Here is a 17,449-nt window from a genome sequence, read left to right as displayed (position 1 = left end):
GCAACCGCAAAAATTTTAAAAATGGATAATCAAAAATCAATCGCGACCAAGGACATGCTTGCGCCGGCGATTTCGTGCGAGCGGTTGCCATTGTTTGATCGCGCGAATTTGCGGAGCGTGCGAGCGGCCTTTACGTCCGCAACCGCGTGCCGATTTCGCCAGGCTTGGCGGGAACAGGAAGAGCCGGGATTTTTGCCCGGAGTTGTCCGCATCGGCTGGCTCGAAAATTCATTAGTGGTTTTTGCGGAGCTGATGGACACGGATATTTTCAACGCGGCGACGAAATTAAACCCGCGGACGTGGGAATTGGGAGATGTCTTTGAGATGTTCCTGCGCGCCTCGGAAAGCCGGAGTTATGCCGAGTTTCACGTGACGCCGAATAATCACCGACTGCAGTTGTGTTACCCGGATGATGAGGCCGCCGAGTGGGCGCGCCGCACCGGCAAGCTGGAGGAATTTTTTGTTCCCGGAGAAGCGTTTTATTCCATGACGTGGATCGAACCCGAACTGAACCGCTGGCAAATTTATGCCGAAATTCCTACGGCGGCGGTCGGCGGAACCAAGGCTCTGGTCGAAAACGCAACGTGGATGTTTTCATTTGGCCGTTACGATTACACGCGCGGCGCTAGCGAGCCGGTTATTTCCTCGACATCGCCGCATGCGAAACTGGATTTCCATCGCCAGCACGAATGGGGCGCGATGATTTTTAAGAATTCGCCAGCGATTCAAAACCGATGACCAAGAAGACCCAACATTTTTTTAGTAGCGGGCATGGCGATTCCGCGGAGCGGAACTTTTTGGCAACGGACATATCAATTCAAACTCGTCGAAACCGTCGAACGGAAAAGCAAGTGAACAAACTGGTGAAGGAATATTGATGAAAATTCCCTTATTACTTTTATTTGCGTGGGTCGTTTGTAGCGAACAAAATTCCGCCCGCGCTCAAGTGTTGGTGACTAATTATTACACTGTATCCACTGAGGATTTTGCGAATCCTGAACGCGGTTTTTACCTTGAAGAATACAGCCACGCGAGTAAGCCTTCCCATGTGCCGCTCAATTTGGCGGGCGCGCGCATCAACGGCAAAAACTCTCCCGGCAACACTTATAACGCAAAAATCTCCCTCTTCCTGCGGATGTTTTATCTCGATACTTTTGTCAACGCGCCGATCAGTTCCAATTATCTTGAATCCATTCAGACGGATTTGGATTCCGTTCGCGCGCAGGGAGACAAAGCCATCGTTCGTTTTGCCTATAACCGGGATCACGTGCGCCCGTTTCATGAACCGGCCAAAGAACGCATCCTCGGCCACATCGCGCAACTGGCGCCGTTGTTGAAGAAGAATAGCGACGTGATCGCCGTCTTGCAGGAAGGCTTCATCGGCGCGTGGGGTGAGGGCTACTACAGTGATAATTTTTACTCGAACGGCCTGGCGCGGGCGCAAAACTGGATTGACCGCGCGGACGTTCTCAAAGCGCTGCTCAAGGCTCTTCCCGCGGAGCGGATGATTCAAGTTCGCACGCCGCAGATAAAACAAAAATTTTTCTATGGCCCGGCGGCGGCAACCAGTTCGCCGACGCTCGATGCGCGGGACGCCTTCACCGGCAGCGACGCGTCGCGGATTGGATTTCACAACGATTGCTATCTCGCGGATTCCACGGACAAAGGCACTTTTGTCAGTCTGGATTATGGAACGAAGAATTCACCGCAGGACACCGCCAATCTGAGAAATTACCTCGCGCAGGATACGCGCTACGTGCCGATGGGCGGTGAGACGTGCGCGCTGAATTCACCTGCGTCCGATTGCGCTTCTGCGGGCGGCATCGCGGATTCCGACATGGCAATTTCACACTATTCATTTTTGAACGAGGATTACAATGCCGTCGTAGACGACAAATGGGTGGAACACGGCTGTATGGAAGAAATCAAGCGGCGGCTTGGTTACCGGCTGGAATTGGTCACGGGAATATTTCGCGCGGAAGCGCAGCCGGGGCAGGTGATTCCCCTAACGCTGGAATTGCGAAATACCGGTTTCGCCGCGCCGTTCAATCCACGCGGTATCGAATTGATTTTGCGCGGCGGCGATGGAAAAAAGTATTACGCCGAATTGTCACGTGACGTGGACGCGCGCCACTGGCTGCCGGGAACAAATTATATTTTGCGCGCCCGCCTTTCATTGCCGGCGGCGATGCCCAAGGGCGACTATGAGTTGCTCCTGAATTTGCCCGATCCGGCGCCGTCACTTTATGCCAATCCTGCCTACGCTATTCGCTTGGCGAACTCAAATGCGGTTTCGAGCGCAGGCGCAATCCTCGGTGACGTATGGGAAAAAGAAAGTGGTTATCATCGGTTGCATCAGACATTGAGAATCAGTGGCGCTCCAGCGAAGGCTTTGTCCAGCGGCGGTGAGATTCCCGTGCTTGGATTTTCGTCCATTGCGGGTCACCGCGAATAACTGGAATTTCGCATGTCACAAATCAATCCATCCGCTGCGAGTATTGCTGAATTGCCGAGCAATCATCCGGCATCGAGCCCGGCTCGCAGTTCCGCGCCGCGTCTGGGTTCGATAGATGCGTATCGAGGGTTCGTCATGCTGTTGATGATGGGTGAGGTTTTGGATTTTTGCCAGGTCTCCACGAATAATGCGGGCAGTGCCTTTTGGAAATTTCTTTGCCATCATCAATCGCATGTCGAATGGGTGGGCTGTTCGCTGCATGATCTGATCCAGCCGTCGTTTTCATTTCTGGTGGGAGTCGCCTTGCCGTTTTCTATCGCCCGACGGGTTGCCAATGGTCAGCCGCAATTCGCCCGGACGATGCACGCATTTTGGCGCGCGCTCATCCTCATTCTGCTCGGAGTATTTCTGCGGTCAATGGGGCGGACACAAACCTATTGGACCTTCGAGGATACTTTGACACAGATCGGTCTTGGCTACGGATTTCTCTATTTGCTGGCGGAACGATCCGCCCGCGTGCAATGGCTGGCGTTTGCGATTCTGTTGTTCGGTTACTGGCTGGCCTTTGCGCTTTACCCGCTTCCGGGAGCAGATTTCGACTGGAAGATGGCTGGTGTCTCGCAAGATTGGCAATCCAACCTCGCGGGCTTTGCCGCGCATTGGAACAAGAACGCAAACCTGGCTTGGGCATTTGACCGATGGTTCCTGAATCTGTTTCCGCGCAAGCACATGTTCGCCAATAACGAAGGCGGCTACTGCACACTGAGTTTTATACCGACGCTGGCGACGATGATTCTTGGGCTGACGGCCGGCAATATTATCCGCAGTGCGCGTTTGCCCTGGGACAAAGTAAAATGGCTGGCAATAGCCGGCGTGGTTGGATTGGTGGCCGGTCTTGTTTTTGGCTGGTTGGGAATTTGTCCAGTGGTGAAACGCATCTGGACGCCAAGCTGGACACTTTTTAGCGGAGGCTGGTGTCTGGTTTTGATGGCTGGATTTTACGCGTTGGTGGATCTGAAAGGTTGGAAGCGTTGGGCCTTTCCACTCGTCGTGGTCGGCATGAACTCCATCGCGGCTTATTGCATGGCTCATCTGCTCGAAGACTTTATCGTGGGCAGTTTCACTACGCACCTTGGCGGAAACATCTTCAAGCTAATGGGTGAAGCTTTTGAACCTCTGGTGCGAGGTATTTTTGTGCTGCTGGTTATGTGGCTGATTTTGTTTTGGATGTATCGCCGAAAAATATTTCTCCGGATTTGAATTGCTTCCGGTCACAAATGCGAATTCCGCTTTTTTGGCGAAGGCTTCTTTTTCAGCCTTGAAGTTTTGGCGGACTCAGTTACCGTCCTTGTTCGCGCTTGATACGCGCCATATAGTTTGCCCGTTTGGATTGGCAAACGTCCGGCAAACATCAAGCCTCCACTTTCTGCGTGGCTGGCAAAGGTGGGTTTTGTCCTTTAAAACAGGGCTAAACATTGGTCTGGAGAGATGGCTGAGTGGCCTAAAGCGCAGGTTTGCTAAACCTGTGAAGGAGTAATCCTTCCGAGGGTTCGAATCCCTCTCTCTCCGCCATTGCTAATCAATGGGTTACATCTTCACTGTACCCTGAGTGTACCTTCCTTGCTGGTTTTCGCGGGGTGATAGTGGTTCTTCTAACACCTTTCCGACGGTTCTCATGGCCTTGTAACGCGTTATCAGGGAGGGGTTATTAACCCGGATAACGCGCCTTTTGATAATGACGCGGCGCTGAAGGAGGCGGACTCGCGCATGGGGCTCGAACGGGTCATGGAGCAATATGGCCATGCTCCCCAAAACGGGAATTGGAAGTGTTTTACCTGCCCGTTTTGCCACAAAAAGAGCAAGGCGGGGGTGTTTGTCGCGGATGGGTCCGGGATCAAGATGTTTAAGTGTCAGAGCACATCTTGTCCGACGGGCGCTCAGGCGATGCCGGCGGTCAAGTATATCGGGTATGTCGCGAACCTGAATATCAAGGATGCGTTTGTTGAGTATTTGAAGCAGGCCGGTGTTTGGAAGGAGCGCACGACTTTGAAGAGTCCCCCCGCGCTGCCAGCGGAGAGCAAGGCGGATGCGGTCCATGAAGACGTTGCGGATAATTCTGCTCCGGCTGTTCCTGCGCTCGCAAATGACGTTCAAGAATTTGGCGGGGAGGGTGCGCCTATGGTTGCTGCAGATGGTTCCTGCCCCTCGGCAGAGTTGGATACGCCGCATCCCCCCGCCGATGAAAAATTGCCGGATGAACCTGCCGAGTCGGCGGAACTTGAGCAGCAACCGCTGATGGCCGGTGTCATTGTTTCTCGTGAGGAATTTGAACAGGAGGAAAAACGCGAGTGGGAAAAGCTGATCGCCCAAACGGTTGAACTGATTCGCGAGGAAAAGCGCGCGAGTGCGGTTCGCCTTAAACAGAAATTCCAGATCGGGCAAAGCCGGGCTAATCGTCTATTAGACGATCTCCAGGCGCGCGGGTATATCGGGCCGGCGGTGGCGGGGGAGCCGCGGCGGATCTTGAATTTGCCTGCTCCTGTTTCTTCTCCCGTAACTAACCCAAGCGCGGTGGTCGCCAGTGGCGCCAATCCGGCCGCCGCGTCTTCAACAATCCCCGGCCCCGCGGCCACGGCTGGGCCGGGAACTGGTCCGGCCATCATCGTGCCCACTCATGACGGACGGCGTTCGCTCAAGGCACTGTTTGAGCGGGCGCCGTTTTTGTTTCGCGACGAGGAAATGCTTTTCAAGAAACGGGCATTGGATACGGCGGCATCGCGCGGGCTGCGGTTCCGGTCGAATCCGAAGTCGAACCGGGATTTGTTGATCGCCATCGAGCAGGAGTTTGGTTTTCAGGATTGCCTGGCGGCGGGGATTTGGCTGCCGGAGGATCGCCGCGCGAAAAAGGACCGGCGGCCCAACGGCCAGTTTTATGGCGCGGGGCGGATTCGGAAATTGAAACCGGATGAATCGCCGGGGCGGGGCGAGTGGAAGGATGATGAGGGCAACTTGTGGGGCTGGTGCGAGCCGATTCTGATTCCGTACTTCAATGAGCGCGGGGAATTGCTTTCGCTGCGGCCGCACAAGGGCATGGGTCGAAGCGGGACGCTGGTGGGGACATCGCAGGTTTACTTTCCGCGGCCGGTGGGCTCGGAAACACAACCGGAATTTTTTCCGAAGGTGGTGATCACGGAGGGGGAATTCAAGGCGGCGATTTTGTGGCGGATTATGGCGATGGGGCGCAAGGAACCGATGGGCGTGTGCGCGCTGCCGGGAATTTCCTTCGCGAAAAATTACGAATGCCGGCAGGTGCTCGACGACTGGTTGATGCAGGTGCATTGCCGGCATGTGATCGTGGGATTCGACAACGAGGAGAAAGGCGATCCGAAATTGGCTTCGTACAAAAAGGAACGGGACAACCGTTTTGATTCGATCATCTGGGCGCGCTATCTGGCGACGGACCTGGCGCGGAAACTTCATATCCGGGCGGAGGTTTGCATCCTCCCGAACGCGTGGCGGAATGCGCAGGGCAAGGCGGATTGGGACGGTCGGGCGGCGCAACTCAACGAAAAATCCTGGAAGAAGGCGGCATGACGCTATGACATTTTGGGGTGGGGAGAGGACGAGAGAAACAACATCCGCAGATGGGACGCGGCTGATCCGAGAAATTATTTCCGCAAGCGGCGTGATGCCAAATGTGGAAGCGCACCGGCGTTATCTCGAGACGCTGAGCGTTCCGCAACTGGAAGCGCGGCTGTCGGGTTTGAGCCGCACTCCGGGCCGGAGTGGAAATTTTCAATTCGCATTTAAATAAAATTTCGCGGGGATGAACCCTGGCAGAAAAACAAAAAGGAAAATTGGATGAATACAAGCTGGTGTTTTGAATGGACCGGAAAACCGACGGAAGTAAAAGCTGCGGTTCAAAGAATGGTTGAAGTTCCTGTGGCTGTTAAAGACTTGGTTGCCCAGGTCTGCGATGCCAACACACTGATTCCGGATACTCCTTGGGCCGATGGAAGCACTACCGGTGTCTATGCCAAAGGGTGTGGTCATTTGGGAATTGACCTCGGATACGCACAGGGAGCTATCGGTGGGTTGATGATTAACGCAGTTCTTCTTGCAGGAACGCCGCCGCCAACCGAACGGGAAAACGCATGTGCTGGTCCAGTCGCATCCGCCGCATCAGCGTCGAGTGCAAGCGGGCCAGTCAGAAAATTCAAAATCGGCGACGTCGTGTCCGGTTATTCAAATGCTGACCGGCGAATGGTTGTGGATGGCTTCTGGGATGACGGGCGCGTTCAGTGCGCATATTTCGATTCGGATCACCAGTTGCACAAACTGGTGTTTTCAGAATCCGATTTGGAATTGGCAAAGCCCAAACCTGACGAGGTGGCGTCCCCAGAGACGGCGCCAACTCCCGCGCCAGCAACGACGGAGGCGACGAGCTAAAACCATTTGAAGGTGCCGGGAGCGTCAGCATGACTGGCGTCATGTGGCTTGGTGGCCGGCCCCGGCACCTTCAATTCCAATCGTGAATCCCAAAAAGTTCCATGAATCGTGCCCGGATTGCGGGCTGCCGCTGACGCTGGATCAGGCAGAGACGCTTGAGCATCACAAGGGATTCGATTGCGAACGGTGCAAGGCGCATTACGCGTCGGAAGATTTTGCCAAAGAAAATAGCGAGAAGGCGATGGCGCAATTTCACAACAGCGCGAAAGCCGATTTGACGAACGAAAGCGATGACCATGAACAATGAAAATTCTCCAGCAGCGGCGGTGAGTGACCGGGCGGCGGCGAACCCGCCGATCGTACACAAGCCGGAATATTATCTAGGCGCGATCGCGAGTGTGTCAGGCCTGGAGCGGTCGGGAAAATTGAATGCGAAGGTGGCGCTCAAGCAGATCAGGTCAATTCTAACCGAGATGACGCTCCACGCAAAATAATTTTATGAACCGAAAAATCGCGCAGGAAATTCAGGCGGAACAAAATCACGGTCGGCAAAAATACGGCCGCGGTCCGCACGATTTTAGACACGATGACCGTCATACCCAAAAGGATTGGCATTTATTCATCGTGGACCACAACGAACGGGCGGAATCAGCCACGCCGCTGGAACGGCGGCAATACTTAATCAAAGTCGCGGGGTTGGCCGTTTCGGCGGTCGAATGTTTTGACCGCAAAAGGGCTTATGAAACATTTCTCACCCAATCCAAAACCACAACATCAACAAAAAAGGCAAAATAAAATGGCAAAAGAAACGAAAACAGCAACCGAGACGGCGGCGACGCCAGCGGATGCAGCGACGGGAACGGGAGCGACAGCCTCGCCGTTCAAATGTCAGAAGTGTTCGGATACGGGACTCATTCCGACGCCGGGAGCAAGCGGCAAGGTTTGTGACTGTTCCTCGGGAAAAATCGAAGCGGATAACATTGAGCGCGCTAACTATAACGCGAAGGTGGTCGGCGAACTCAAAGAGTTGTTTCCTGATATTACCCATATTGAGCAGTTGCCGGCGTTGATGAAAGAGCGCCTGGAGCAACCGCAGGCCCAACAGCAGCAACAGCAGCATCAGCATTACTCAAACACGGCACAGCTTGGGCGGCGGGGGATGGAAGCGGGCGAGGGCATTCTGCTTGAAGGGGGCATTCGCATCGTGGTTTCCAACATCGGACATTACGAGGAATTGGGCGAGCGCGGGATCCGGATCGTGATGGCGGCGGGCGCTAAGTACGACTGGCAAGCGCCGGAAGGGCCGGATGGCGCGAAAATTCGCGCGCGCGCATTGCGGGCATTGGACCGCGCTTTCGGCATCACCAAAGACAGATAGCAACGCGGTTGAAACATTATGGCGACAGTAAGTGAAACAGCATTCGGTGAAACGGGTCTCGTGGACTTCTGCGCCTGTTGCGGGTTGAGGCGGCCTTTGGGCCGTCTCAACCTCGACCTGGGGGCGGACCAGGAGACGGTGCGGTGTGTGGATTGTTTTTTCGGGCCTGAACAACCGCAGGTATTTATCGGAGAGGCAATCTACATAGGCGCACCGCGCCAAGAATGCGGGTTCGGGGCCACTGGCGACATTGTTTCGACGCCCTGGTATGGGGTGCTTTTCTTTGAGCCTCATGGGAATCACAAGGCTGCATTTGATGTAACCGAGAAGCAGTTGTTCGCCTTCCACCGATATTCGCCGAAACTATATTCGGTGCGGTCGGCGCCGGAGGAATTTGAAACGATTTGAGCAAACCGAGTCGCATGGCTTTTGAATGAGATAGCAACAACGTGGCAGACGAATCATCAAGTCTGGGCCAGACGCCGCCGCAACGCGAGCCCGAGGGAGGGCCGCCGCCGGCGTTCGTGCTGGGGTCTGCGCTGGGCGCGGATTTATACGATGATTTCTTTGAGGCGTTGGAGCGGTCGCTGGTGCCGTACGAATTGGGCCAGCAAACTTTGTTCAAGGATGAAGACGAAAAATTCATCTGCGACGAAGTGGAACGCAAGCTTTACGAACCTAAGCTGCCGTGCGGCGGAGATAAGGAGCGCAAGGTGATCGCCAAATTAAAAAAACTGGCGGAGGACCGGGAATGGGAACATTGCTGGCGCGCGCGTGAAGAAATCGGCAAATGGGAAGCGGTGTTGCCGCAAGACCCGCAAAATGCCGGCGCGTATTATGTCCGGCGCGAGATGTCGCCGAGGGACCAGAAGGAAGATTACGTCTGGTGCAAGCAACAGGTGAAAATTTTCCGCGATGCGAAGCAGTGGGACCGCAAATGGTTTATGGAATTATTGCTCGATGGTTCACCGGAACCGGTGAGCGATTTTGAAATTCAATGCCTGTTCCTGTTGCGCAAGTCCAATGGCGAAGTGCAGCGGCTCGTGCGGTTGCGGAATATTTTGGGTGAAGTCAGCCAGGGACCGTTGCATGAGGGGACGTACATGCTGGATAAAAAAGCGTTCGCCTCGCCGGAGCGGTTTCGCGAGTGGTGTCTGGGGTGTGGAAATTTCGCGTGGTTTGGCAATCAAGTCGCGCTGCAAAAGTTGCATCAGGATTATACGCACGGCAACGCGTGGCGGATCATCAACCAAGTGGATTCTTGCGGGTGGGTTCCGGTGGAGAAGCGGCGGCCGGTGGTGAAAAACGCGAAGACGCCCGACGCGGTGAAAATCGAGACGGGCATTTGGTTTTGCGAGGACTGCGCGTATGCGGATGGGAAAGTGCTTTTGCCGGATGATAAGGACGGCATCTATTGGTATGACGGGCAGGGATATTTTCTGAACCGCAAAGGGCGCGAGAGTTCATTCCAGCAGGGCAAGCCGAAGATGAAACCGCACCTGACGGTGACCGGAGCATTGCGCACGCCGGACGGCTTTGTGGGAACGAAAATAGATCCGGCAAAAAAGAACCAAGCCCCGCCTTCGGAAGTGGTTTTGATGCGCGGATTTTTCCGGGAAGTGTGCGACATCTTTTACAATACCGTTGGCGGTTATGAAGGCTGGCTGGTGCTGGGCTCGATATTTTCGTACAAGGCCGCGCCGGAAATTTTCAAAAAAGAGCGCGCATTTCCCGGGTTGTGGCTGCACGGTCAAATGAGCAGCGGCAAAACGATGCTGGCCGGGTGGCTGATGAATATTGAAGGACTGGATTTGGAGCAGGGAGGCATCGGCCTGATGAAAGCCTCGGCGGTGGGGCTGATGCAAGAGACGGAAAATTATTCCAATTTGCCGCTGCTGTGCGACGAATTTCGGGCGGGGAAAATCCATGAGGCAGTCGAAGCGGTTTTGCGCGATGCGTACAACCGTTTGCCGCCGGTGAAGTGGACGCCGGACGGAGTGCAGCGGGTGATCCAAACGAATTTTTTGGTCTGCGGCGAAAGCACGAGTTCGGACGCGGCGATGCGGTCGCGTTATCCGCATGTGCAGGTGAGCAAAGACAAACGGCTGGCGGACCATCGCGACTGGTTTCAAGCGCACAAAGGGAAATTATTTTTGCTGAGCCGCATGCTGTTGGAACGGCGGGAAGAATTCGTGCGGCTGGTGATGAAAAACCTGGAGGATTGGGACACGACCGCGCCGCTGCCGGGCGTTAATAACCGGGACAAATTTGTGCATGGAGTTTGCTATGCGGCGTGGCGCTCGGTGGCGACGATGCTGAACTCGCACACGGAAAAGGAAATCGGAGCGTTTGCGGCGGCGATGGTCGAGCACGCGAAAGCCAGCGCGGCGGATGTCACCAGCGAAACGAACATCAATATTTTCTGGACGGATCTAATGACGGCGGTGAAAGCCGGGGAGATTGATGCGTCCTGTTTCCGGTTGGAGAAGGAGCGCAAGGAACATGCGCCAGGAAACCCAGACCAGGTGGGGCACGGCGGACGTTCGGGTTGGTGGTCTTATAAAATATTTCTCGATCCGGATTCGACCACGGCGCAGCTCCAAATGTTTTTGGTGAAACTGCGCGGCCAAATCACGCTTCAGCGAAAAGATTTGCGTGACCAGTTGAGCAAGAGCCCGGGTTGGATCGAGGGGAAGTTCACCAAACGATTTGGACCGGAGGGCGGCAAGGGACCGGCAATCAAGTGTTGGGGCTTTGAGTTGGATTCGCACGCAATGGGTTATCAGCCCGTGGGCATGGAGGAATACGACTATTGGCTGGAACATCCGGACGAAGCGGACCCGCGCCTGGGGCCGCTGTACGAAATTGTGAATTGGCTGACGAAACATACGGAGAAGGAAGAGCGATGAAAACACCTTTGCCAACGAAGCCGAAAAGTTATCCGACGTTCAAATCTGACGCCGATGAAAACCAATGGCTGTGGGGACAACTCGTGAAGGCCACGAGCAGGTCAGAATTCTTCGAGGAGCGCATGCGGTTGTGGGATGGCATCCATGACAAGGAACGCCAGTTAAAAAATTTGAATGATGAACAGGCCAAGCGGTTGCGCGATCGGGTGACGGAAGTGGAGCAGGTTTTGCGGGAAGCATTGACGATGATGAAGGCGGCGAATTGGCGCGGGGGCATCATGGAAAAAGTTGCGCGGACATTGAACCCGGCCGAACCGGCGCTGAAAGCGCGGAGAGAGGAGCGTCGCGGTGCTTAACCCAAAATTTCAATGGCTCTTGCATGAGCCGAAGCGAGTGGATGGCGTGTCGCCGTTGTGGACGATTGAAACGGTGGCGAGGGAGATTGTGATCAATCGCTCGCGGCTGACGGAAATTTTCAACAACAAGCCGCATCGGGGCGGGAAGTCGCGGCCCAGGATCGTGGCATTTTTCAAGCGGCAGTTTCCCAAGACGTGGCCGGCGATTTTGGAAACGCTCGGCTGGGACGAGCGGGGAAATTTATTAACGGGGCCAACGCGGCGAAGGATTGACGTGGCGCGAAAAATTCGGCGGACCCGGAAGTTGCACGTGCAACATTCCACATAGAACAGTGAGCGAACCAGCCAAACAACTGACGACGGGCATCTGCGATAAATGCGGAGAGCCGTTTGATTATCTGCGCGGGCGGAAACGGCGTCTCTTTTGCCCCCGTTGTTTGGTGGAAAACAACCGCGATTCCAAGACGCGGCATCGCAAGTCGCGAGAGTTGGGCGACTCGAAGCTTCAAGCCTGCGCGAAACGGCCAATGGGAGCCTCCTACCGTCCGCATCGAGCCAAAGCGGCAAAGCGTTGCTACGACCCGACCGATGCGGTGGCGAAGATGTCCACGGAAGAAATAGCCCGGCGGGAAGGTGTATCGGCGCAGGCGATACAGAAAACCCTGCAAAAAGCGCTGGGGATGATTCGGAAATCGCCGGAATTGAAAAACCTTTGGGCGTTGTTCACCGAGGAAGGGCGGCCGGTGCCGAAGGCGGAAACCGATTACGGCGAGCAGATACTGGAATGGCAGCTTGAATTGGCGCGCTGGTATGAGCTTTACGAACAGATCAATGAGCCGGAAACGCAGGAAGAGGCGGCGGCCGTGCTGGCGGAAATCCAGAAATTCAGCGAACGCATTGGGGTGTTGATCGAAAAATTCAGAAACTAATGAGCACTAAAAATATATCGGTTCAGGTGCAGATTGCGACTCAGCCGCGGATGTTTCCGGGCGCGACCGCGCAATCCCCGGCGCAGTTTGTGACGCAATCGCTGGCGGGTTCGTTTTCCTGGGGAACGCAGCCGGGCACGGCGACGATTGTGTATATCGCGCCGACCGCAAATTGGGTGGTGGCGACGGGCGCGCTGTTGACGATGACCATCGGCGCGCATTTTTTTGCCGGGGTGTGCATCAGCGACGTGGAGAACCAAGGGAGCGCGGAGGGATTGATTCGGACGCTCCAGTTTAAAGACCTGCGGGAGTTTTTGCAGTGGGATTACACGTATTGCGCGTTCAACAAGCCGGACGTGATCCTGGTCAATGGCAGGCGCATCAAACGCTATAAGCATGTTTACCCGGCCGATTTTAATACGCTGACCTGGACCTATACCAACTCTCCATTGGAAGCGTGGGAAATCATCAACGCGATCCTGGGCTATAAAGCGTTCGGTCTGTTGGGCGGAGTCGTGGGCGGAACGGTGGGGTCGCCGTGGGCTTGGGACCTGACGGGGTTGGGATTGTTTCCCGAGGGGGTGTTTAATTTTCCCATTTACGATTACGACTGTCTCAACGGGAAGCGGCTGGACGCGGTGATGAGCGATTTTTCCGAGCGGTCGGGCTGTGTGATGGGATTGGCCAGTTCGCCGGAGTTGCCCTACGTGCTCACATTTACGCGCAAGGGTTATGGTGTGACGATAGACTTCCCGGAAAATTCAGACAATCGGCGGAGCGGGTTTGCGTTGAGCGGGCATCCAACGAACGTGCGCATACTGGGCGACCGGAATTTATATCAGGTCATGGGCGTGCCGATGCAGGCGGACTGGGCGAGCGGGTGGGAACAATTTTTGGTATTCGAGCAATTTGCGGATGACATTTATCACCGTGCCACCAATCCGTTGACGGCGGCGACTTACGATCAAACGCCGAATGATCCCGAGGGTTATATCGGGCGACAACTGGCGACGGCGGCGGCGCTCTCGATGACGGTGCAGCAGTATGTGGATTTGCGGAATGCGACTTCCCAGGACGGCGCGCAGTTCGTGGATGGGCGCAAATTCGCGGCGAGGTTCCGCATGGATATGCCGGCGGCGCTTTACATTTCCACGCTGTTGTGGCGAGCGTTCCGGCCGGCGGACAGTTTCACCTTTTACAATGCGGTGCTCGCGAATAATTCGGTGCCGAATGGGGGAGGCGCTCCGCTGGGGCTGGGGTTGCAAGTGCCGCTGCCATCCCTGGACATCGCGGACAAACTGCTGTGCAAAGTGTTTCAAAACGACCCGACGTCGGGGTTGATGAATTTTGACGTGACCACGCCGAGCGACGGCAATGGTTTCGCCATTGCCAAGGGTTACATGGTGGGGGCGGATTTGTTCAAGAGCATCTCGAGTTCGCAGTTCAGTTTGAACTTTTTCAAGAACGCGAGCGCGGTGTGGCAGCATGTTCCGTTTCAGATTGACGATTCGGGCGAGGAAGTGCGGTTCATCATTTTTGACGAACCGGTGATCCTTTCGGAAAACCTGATCGTGGCGGTCAATGGATACAATGTCATCAATGCGCAGGCCACGCTTTCCGTGCCGCCGGTAAATGCCACGCTGACCTTCGAGGCGGAACGGTTTTCGTATATCCAGGGCACGTATCCCGATGTGAGCAAAGACAGCGTGGAAAATGTTGGCGGGTTGAATTTGGAGGCGGTGGTTTCGAGCGACGGTTACACGGAAGTGCCTTATGCGGACGGCACGAGCGCCTTCACCAAGGCCAGCGTCATCGCGACGAATCTGTTGCTCCGGCAATACATTTACAGCGAGGGCGGCTTGAGACTGATTTACGATCCGCGGACGGCGATCAATTCCTTTGGCACGCCCTTGAGCAGCCTGACGGACCGCGTTCAAATCGAGACGAGTCCGAAGGGTGGCACGTTTGAAGTGGTGGACCTGACCAACGAGCGGACGCGCGACACATTCGAGCCGGAGCGCGAACTCGACCGCAAGACGCAATCAAACAGTCTTTTTCCCGGGCAGGCGGAGTTGCGGATTCAGGCGGAGTACGCGCGCAAGCTCGCCTCGGCGTTCCGCCAGTTGCCGGGCATCCGCAAGGCGTTGAGCGATTTGATCGCGGGGCAGTTGGGCAATGACCAGCCGCTGACGCTCACGTGGCTGGTTCCGGTGTTGAACGCCACCTTGCCGGTGGGAACGGTATTGCGGCGGGCCCAAACGATGCCGGGAACTCCGAATACCAATACAGTTCCCGTGCCGCCTGCGCTCGTGCAGGCCGCGCACAATATTTTTATGGGCGTGACCGTTCGCGACGCGGAAAACGGAGCGAAGCCATTTCGCGTGCAGAGCACCGGTCGCGCGCTCGCGCTGGTGCAGGGGCCGGTGAACAATGGCGATCCGGTGGGATTGAGCGACGGTTCAACGAGCAATAACTGTCTCGTGAAAAATGGAACGACGCCGGTCGGGATTGTGCGGCAGGACATCGCGGGAAGCGCTGTGACGCTGGTGGAAGTGGACTTGGGCGTGGGCGGCGCGGGAACGCCCGCGGTTACGGTGCAGAAATTTTACTACGTGAGTTCGGACAAGGATTTCATCACGGCGCAAATGGTTTCGGGCGACGTCCGCACCAATACCAAGATCGCGAAGCCGCCGGCGTTGCGAGGATCCATTGCGAGCAAGACGATTGACGCCGGGTCGGGGCCGGTCACGTGGTTATACAAATATCAAACATTTCAAAACAGTTGGGATTCGCGGGCGGCTCAAGTGGAGGGGCAAGGTCTTCAATATTATCAGCGCATTTCGCCGCCGTGGCTGGCTTCGCCCAATGAAAACAACCTCGGCTCCATTATCATAGCGGACCTCATCGGCGGCTCGACGGGGATTCCGGGAGTTGGCTGGCAGGCGCGGGCTGATGGCCGGGCCTGGGCGAACAAGAAAGACCAATCCACACCCTGATATGAACCCACCGGTTTACGATACAGGCGATTTCGATTCGGCGGATGATCCGGGAACCTCCGATTTTGAGACCGACTTGAATATGGACCGGAACAAGGCCATTCCCGACGTGAGGATCCTGGCGCGGACGGTGTATGGGTTTGGCGGCTCGGTTGGCTTTCAATCCTTCAATGATGGCACGGGAACGCAGTCGCAGGCTGAACTATACAAAGTCTGGGGAAAACGAAGCATCACGAATAATAATTCGCAGGGGAAAATTTATTATGAGTTGCCGGCGGGAACGGTGGCTTACACGCATGCGCTTCCGGCCACGAATGCCTATCAATTCGATTCAGCCACGAACGTGCCCAAAGCGGACATGGAAATTCCTGGTGTTGATTTCCTCATATTCGATTTTACGGCCAACACGATCACGGCGCCGCCGGTCACCACGTGGACCATCACGGACGGCGCGCAAAATTCCGCCGGGGAGGATGAGGCGGCACAGGGATTAACCGAAGGCGGGGGTTTTTTCCGGGCGAATACGACCACGAAAACCGCGACAGTGGTTCATACTTTTTGGGATCCCAATTCGCCAAATATCCATAACCCTCCTGACGGCAATCTCGCATTAGACCCATTGGGGCCGGGCGATGTCACCTTTGATATTCTCGTGGAGAACAGCGATGAAATTCCGCTGAGTATCCTGAGTGATCCACTGATTGCGGCGCTCACAAAGTTCGATTTCACCACATTGCTTTGGCAGCAATCCACCCAACTGAACCTGAATCGTTGGGGGGATGGCGATGGCAGTGAGGTGGCTGGAATAGAAGATGTGGACCTGACCACGATAGATTTTTCCCAGTGGGACGGAAAAATAATTCCTGGCGGCGGCGGGCAAGGACCTTCTTTTGGGGCGGACGCCTACGGCTTTAGCTTTCCCAATGCCGGCCTGTTGGGAGAAAACCAGTTTGGCGGCGTGAATGAGACGGCCCAAGGGAGATGGTTTGGCGCGCGCACACAGGTTTTGTTTCTGACGGCCGGAGTGAAATATACGGTAACGAGGGTTGACATTGGGTCTGACACGCTGCCGCGTAACTCGACGATTGTGTCTCAAGGGGTTTCCAAATTTGGCCAGGTCATAGATTTGAACCCGGCTTCGGAATGGACGCCGCCCGCCTATGATTCGCCTTACCCTTTCGATCAGCCGTTTTTGTGCGGGCTCGGTTATCAGGTGAACATTCTACCCTAATATGGAAATCAAAATAACTGCGGATTTGGAGAGCTTGCCGGAGTTTCGCTTGCTCAATCATGCGATTGATAGCGCGCGGAATAAAAATGACGGTTCGGTTGTTGCGCTGGCGATGGTCGTGCGGCTATATCGGGAACTGGCGTATCATGCGCAGACGACGAACCGCGCCGGATGGCTTAACCGTCCCGGCGTGATTTTGTTTGGGAATAGTTGCCTGACGTGGTTCGGAGACCTTGAGGCGGTGAAACTCCTGGAGGAATCGGGCTGGCTTAAAAAGGAGGCCGAAGGCAACGGGTATCTGTGCGAATCGTTTGCGCGGCTCAATGCGAACCTGGCTTCCGACTTTCGGTCGCGCGAGGAGAAGGGGGCGATGGCGAGCGCGCTCTCGCGCAACCGGCATCGCATTTCCCACGAGGCGCATCAACAGGCGAGCCTGTTGCCGGCGGAGATTTATCGGCGCGAAAATGGAACGGTCATCGAGCAGCCGAAGATTATCCGGCTGCATACGGTGATCAAGACGATTGATTATGCGCTGAAGCTGCCATCGCGCAGCGGGACGAGTTACACGCCGGGGTTGATCGCGGACGCGGCGGCGGCGGTGGAATCGCGGACGGAAGAGGAGATGCGGGAATTCTATTTGTGGCTGGCGATGAACCGGGAAAATCCCGCGGTGCCGAAAACGGCGGAACAAATTCTCGCAAACTTTTCCGGGGTGTTTGCGATGCAGAGGGCTAGCGTATGAAATC

General features: G+C 55.6%; 17 protein-coding genes and 1 tRNA gene. All 18 read left to right on the top strand.

The genetic code is table 11. The annotated features are described in order from the left end of the window. Positions 1–21: 21 nt before the first annotated feature. Positions 22–738 carry a hypothetical protein gene (locus VH413_16465; protein HEX3800290.1) on the top strand — a complete coding sequence of 239 codons (717 nt, stop codon included), beginning with the start codon at positions 22–24 and terminating at the stop codon, positions 736–738. A 139-nt stretch (positions 739–877) separates the two neighbouring features. Further along, on the top strand, positions 878–2,455 hold the full coding sequence (locus VH413_16460; GenBank protein ID HEX3800289.1) for a DUF4832 domain-containing protein: 1,578 nt from the start codon (positions 878–880) through the stop codon (positions 2,453–2,455). A gap of 12 nt (positions 2,456–2,467) precedes the next feature. Further along, complete coding sequence (locus tag VH413_16455; GenBank protein ID HEX3800288.1) at positions 2,468–3,715, top strand: DUF5009 domain-containing protein; 1,248 nt, start codon at positions 2,468–2,470, stop codon at positions 3,713–3,715. A 222-nt stretch (positions 3,716–3,937) separates the two neighbouring features. Then, positions 3,938–4,027 (top strand) — tRNA-Ser (locus tag VH413_16450). A gap of 372 nt (positions 4,028–4,399) precedes the next feature. Then, positions 4,400–6,049 (top strand): DNA translocase FtsK, encoded by a 1,650-nt coding sequence (locus tag VH413_16445; protein HEX3800287.1) that lies wholly within the window; start codon positions 4,400–4,402, stop codon positions 6,047–6,049. A gap of 267 nt (positions 6,050–6,316) precedes the next feature. After that, positions 6,317–6,904, top strand: a complete 588-nt coding sequence (locus tag VH413_16440; GenBank protein ID HEX3800286.1) for a hypothetical protein — start codon at positions 6,317–6,319, stop codon at positions 6,902–6,904. Between the two features lie 82 nt (positions 6,905–6,986). Next, positions 6,987–7,211, top strand: a complete 225-nt coding sequence (locus VH413_16435) for a hypothetical protein (protein ID HEX3800285.1) — start codon at positions 6,987–6,989, stop codon at positions 7,209–7,211. Continuing rightward, positions 7,201–7,398, top strand: a complete 198-nt coding sequence (locus VH413_16430; protein HEX3800284.1) for a hypothetical protein — start codon at positions 7,201–7,203, stop codon at positions 7,396–7,398. The genes VH413_16435 and VH413_16430 overlap by 11 nt, the downstream gene beginning before the upstream one ends. Positions 7,399–7,402: 4 nt before the next feature. Beyond that, positions 7,403–7,699, top strand: a complete 297-nt coding sequence (locus tag VH413_16425) for a hypothetical protein (GenBank protein ID HEX3800283.1) — start codon at positions 7,403–7,405, stop codon at positions 7,697–7,699. A 1-nt stretch (position 7,700) separates the two neighbouring features. Continuing rightward, a complete protein-coding gene (locus tag VH413_16420; GenBank protein HEX3800282.1) occupies positions 7,701–8,282 on the top strand; it encodes a hypothetical protein in 582 nt (193 codons plus the stop codon). 18 nt (positions 8,283–8,300) lie between these two features. Further along, on the top strand, positions 8,301–8,690 hold the full coding sequence (locus VH413_16415; protein HEX3800281.1) for a hypothetical protein: 390 nt from the start codon (positions 8,301–8,303) through the stop codon (positions 8,688–8,690). A 41-nt stretch (positions 8,691–8,731) separates the two neighbouring features. Beyond that, entirely contained in the window at positions 8,732–11,191 is a 2,460-nt protein-coding gene (locus VH413_16410) for a hypothetical protein (GenBank protein ID HEX3800280.1), read from the top strand. Next, entirely contained in the window at positions 11,188–11,547 is a 360-nt protein-coding gene (locus VH413_16405) for a hypothetical protein (GenBank protein ID HEX3800279.1), read from the top strand. Before VH413_16410 ends, VH413_16405 begins: the two co-directional genes overlap by 4 nt. Positions 11,548–11,566: 19 nt before the next feature. Then, on the top strand, positions 11,567–11,875 hold the full coding sequence (locus VH413_16400) for a hypothetical protein (protein HEX3800278.1): 309 nt from the start codon (positions 11,567–11,569) through the stop codon (positions 11,873–11,875). 4 nt (positions 11,876–11,879) lie between these two features. Continuing rightward, entirely contained in the window at positions 11,880–12,476 is a 597-nt protein-coding gene (locus tag VH413_16395) for a hypothetical protein (protein HEX3800277.1), read from the top strand. After that, positions 12,476–15,472: a hypothetical protein gene (locus tag VH413_16390; protein HEX3800276.1), complete on the top strand. Its 2,997-nt coding sequence runs from the start codon at positions 12,476–12,478 to the stop codon at positions 15,470–15,472. Before VH413_16395 ends, VH413_16390 begins: the two co-directional genes overlap by 1 nt. 1 nt (position 15,473) lies before the next feature. Then, complete coding sequence (locus VH413_16385; GenBank protein HEX3800275.1) at positions 15,474–16,703, top strand: hypothetical protein; 1,230 nt, start codon at positions 15,474–15,476, stop codon at positions 16,701–16,703. Position 16,704: 1 nt separating this feature from the next. Continuing rightward, on the top strand, positions 16,705–17,445 hold the full coding sequence (locus tag VH413_16380) for a hypothetical protein (GenBank protein ID HEX3800274.1): 741 nt from the start codon (positions 16,705–16,707) through the stop codon (positions 17,443–17,445). The last annotated feature ends 4 nt before the right edge of the window (positions 17,446–17,449 follow it).

The organism is Verrucomicrobiia bacterium (assembly GCA_036268055.1).
GTDB lineage: Bacteria > Verrucomicrobiota > Verrucomicrobiia > Limisphaerales > Pedosphaeraceae > DATAUW01.
This window is presented reverse-complemented; position numbering and strand designations above follow the sequence as displayed.